Origin of the sequence: Candidatus Protofrankia californiensis, from assembly GCF_900634765.1 — a bacterium.
Classification (GTDB): Bacteria; Actinomycetota; Actinomycetes; order Frankiales; family Frankiaceae; genus Protofrankia; species Protofrankia californiensis.
This window is the reverse complement of record NZ_CAAAFT010000095.1, coordinates 23,495-27,058: the sequence shown is the minus strand read 5'-3', so window position 1 is coordinate 27,058 and position 3,564 is coordinate 23,495. Positions and strand designations below refer to the sequence as shown.

General features: G+C 66.9%; 2 protein-coding genes and 1 pseudogene. 2 read left to right on the top strand and 1 reads right to left on the bottom strand.

Features of this window, described 5'->3' with window-relative positions; translation table 11 throughout:
• The coding region (locus DD1DGNOD_RS05735) for an acyl-CoA mutase large subunit family protein (protein WP_131769616.1) at positions 1-1,554 on the bottom strand (1,554 nt) is incomplete at its 3' end.
• Between the two features lie 433 nt (positions 1,555-1,987).
• Here DD1DGNOD_RS05735 and DD1DGNOD_RS05730 point away from each other — a divergent pair.
• Both DD1DGNOD_RS05730 and DD1DGNOD_RS05725 read left to right on the top strand, forming a co-directional pair.
• Positions 1,988-3,088: a hypothetical protein gene (locus tag DD1DGNOD_RS05730; protein WP_131769609.1), complete on the top strand. Its 1,101-nt coding sequence runs from the start codon at positions 1,988-1,990 to the stop codon at positions 3,086-3,088.
• A gap of 113 nt (positions 3,089-3,201) precedes the next feature.
• Positions 3,202-3,564, top strand: a pseudogene (locus DD1DGNOD_RS05725) (purine-nucleoside phosphorylase); the annotation flags it as partial.

Genomic DNA, 3,564 nt, shown 5'->3' with positions numbered 1-3,564 from the left:
CCCCCAGACCGCACGCAGGGCGTGGCAGACCTCGCCGACCGTGGCCCGGGCGCGCAGTGCCTCCTTGAGCGGGTAGAGGACGTTGTCGGTTCCCTGCGCGGCTGCCTTCACCGCGTCCAGATGGCGGGTCACCTCGGTGTTGTCGCGGTCGGCTCGCAGGGTGGCCAGCCGGGCCGACTGATCGGCTTCGATCGCCGGGTCGACCCGCAGCGGCTCGTAGAGCTCCTCCTGCTCAGCGCGGAATCGGTTGACGCCGACCACGGTGCGTGAGCCGTCCTCGATTCCCTTCATGACCGCGTAGGCGGAGTTCTCGATCTCGCTCTTCTGGTAGCCCTGCTCGATCGCGGCGACGGCTCCCCCGCGCTTCTCGACCTGTTCCATGAGCTCACGGGCGGCCTGCTCGACATCGTCGGTGAGGGCCTCGACCGCGTAGGAACCGGCGAACGGATCGACCGTGGCGGTGATGTCCGTCTCGTAGGCGAGAACCTGCTGGGTGCGCAGTGCCAGCGTCGCGGCCTTGACCGTCGGCAAGGCGATGGCCTCGTCGTAGGAGTTCGTGTGCAGGCTCTGGGTGCCTCCCAGCACCGCGGCGAGGCCCTGTACGGCGACCCGGACAAGGTTGACCTCGGGCTGCTGAGCGGTGAGCTGCACGCCCGCGGTCTGGGTGTGGAAGCGCAGCATCATCGACTTGGGATTCGTCGCGCCGAAGGTGTTCTTCATCACGTCTGCCCAGATCCGGCGTGCGGCGCGGAATTTCGCTACCTCCTCCAGCAGGGTCGTGCGGGAGACGAAGAAGAAGGAAAGCCGGGGGGCGAATTCGTCCACGGCGAGTCCCGCTTCGACGGCGGCCCGGACGTAGGCGATGCCGTTCGCGAGGGTGAAGGCGATCTCCTGCGCGGGTGTGGCCCCGGCCTCGGCCATGTGGTAACCGGAAATCGAGATCGTGTTCCATCGGGGGATCTCGTTGCGACAGTATGCAAACGTGTCCGAAACCAGCCGCAGGGACGGTGCGGGCGGATAGATGTAGGTACCGCGGGCGATGTATTCCTTGAGAACGTCGTTCTGGATGGTTCCAGTGATCTTCGAGCCGGGGACGCCCTGTTCCTCGGCAACCAGCTGGTACAGCAGCAGCAGGACCGACGCCGGCGCGTTGATGGTCATCGACGTGGAGACCTTGTCCAGCGGGATACCGGCGAAGAGCACCCGCATGTCCTCGATCGAGTCGATCGCCACCCCGACCTTCCCGATCTCGCCGTGAGCGATCGGTTCGTCGGAGTCGTAGCCCATCTGGGTGGGCAGGTCGAACGCGACCGAAAGCCCTCCGGTGCCCGCGGCAACGAGCGAGTGGTATCGCTCGTTGGACTCCCTGGCGGTGCCGAAACCGGCGTACTGCCGCATTGTCCACGGCTTGCCGGTGTACATGGTCGGGTAGACGCCCCGGGTGAACGGGTACTCACCGGGCGAACCCAGGCGCTCCGCCGAACCCTCAGGAAGATCGGACGCACTGTAAACTGGCTTGATCGGCTGGCCGGACTCCGACAGACGCTCGCTCATGGCCAGATCGTAGGGAAACCCTGCCTACTCATGCGCGATTCCCGCGCCGGGTTCACCGTCACGTACGGCGCCGCCGCGGATCGGTGGCGGGGGGCAAGCGAGTCGGTGCCCGGTGCCGCCATGCGCCGGCCCGCAGGCCTACCGGCTCCACCAGCCAGCACCGTCCATCCCGGCACCAACCCGAACCGAGCCGAGCCAGTGGCCGGAGCCCTTGCCCGGACCCGACCACAAAGCAGGCAAAAGCGGTTATTCTCGTCGGCTTCCGTTGGAAAAGCGCACACGTGACTGCCGTTACGTCTACCGTTGACGGAAAGGCTCCACGGCGCACGCCACCGGCAGAACCGACGCGCGGCCGCGCGGGTTCATACTGCCCGGCCGACGTGGCCCGCCGGGAGTCCGGTCGGTTATCTCCAGGACGGGAACGGGGCTGCCCATGACCGGCGACACCATGACCCAGTTGACCGTCGAGACGATCAGGACGGAGCTCGTCGCACTCTCGGCCGGATCGGGTGTGAACGTCGAGAAACTCGAGAGATCGCCGCTGGTGAAACTGCTGCCGGAAACACCTGAGGAATGGTCGGACAACCAACGCGCCGCGGCATTACAGAAGATCATAGTCGAGTGCTGTCATGCAATTACTCAGGAAAAGCTGCGGACCGGTGCGCAGATCGGTTTCAATATCGACGGCGAGAATCCGGACGAGCCATCCCTGACGGCCCGGATCGATACGCTCGCGCACCGGCGAGGCCGGCACGAGCGGACGGTACGAGAATGGTTCTACCGGGGGACCGTCGAGGCGGCGCTCCTGCTCAGGCAGCGGGTGACGGAGCTGAACGGTCGTGCCGGCTGGCAGGACTACCTGCCGGGGAACAGTCCGCCGGACCTCCTCGACGCCGATCGGCCACGGTTCCTCCTCGACCGGACCGAACTGCTGGTGCGGCTTTCCGGCCGGATCCCGGCGGAGGTGCTGATATTCCGCTCCCTGGTCGCGCTCGACGACGGGATCGACCGTTACGTCGCTACTGCCCGATATCACAGCGACCCGCGCCCCGGGGTGATCTCCGTCGAACCGCTGGCAAACTGCGCGGTCCGGCGTTCCGCATTCACCCCGAACGGGTACGAGATGACCGAACTCGGATTTTCCACAACGCTTCAGCCCGGCCACCGTATTTCCTTCGCATACCGGCTGCTGATACACACCGACCGCGAGATGACACCGGTCCTGAACTACTCGCCGAAAGCACAGCAGAACAGCCGGTACATATTTCAGCTCCAGTTCGACCCGACAGCACCGCCGGTGCGCGTGTGGTATTTCAACGGGGTGCTCGGCCCGGAGACGCGCCTGCATCCGGACAACGAGGACCACTGGCTTGAGCCGAGCAGCCTCGGATACGTCCGCAAGGACTTCGTCGAGCTTTCCCGCAGGCTTCACTACGGGGTGGCGTGGGACTGGCCCCAGGACTCGCTCGGACCAACCGCCCAGGGACGGCCGGACCATGATTTTCGCGCCGCCGCGGGCCCCCCGGGACGTTGACGCTCTTGGTGTAGCCCCACAGAACTTCTGCCGGGCCGCACCAGCCGGCCAAAGAGCGCGCGATCATGGATCTTTCTGCGCGCTCGGAGGCCCCAGGCGCCTAAAGTCACTGCATGCGGCACACCATTGTCCCGGACACGACGGCTGCCCCGGACGCGACGGCCTCCGCGGCCTGCCTGGCCGAGATCACCGGTGTCGGAGGTCACGACATCGCCATCGTGCTCGGCACCGGATGGCTGCCCGCCGCGGACGTGCTGGCCGCGGCCGGAACCGTGACGGGTGAGGTGGCCGTCACCGAGCTCGGCGGCTTCCCGCCGTCAAGCGCCCCCGGTCACGCCGGGACGGTGCGCTCGATCTTCCTCGGTGGCCGTCATCTCCTGCTGTTTCTCGGCCGGGTCCATGCCTACGAGGGCCATCACCCCCGCGTCGTCGCCCACGGTGTCCGCACGGCCTGCGCCGCGGGCGTGTCCACCGTG

Coding starts and splice junctions, on each gene's coding strand:
- DD1DGNOD_RS05730 (WP_131769609.1), top strand. CDS start 1,988: ATGACCGGCGACACCATGACCCAGTTGACCGTCGAGACGATCAGGACG.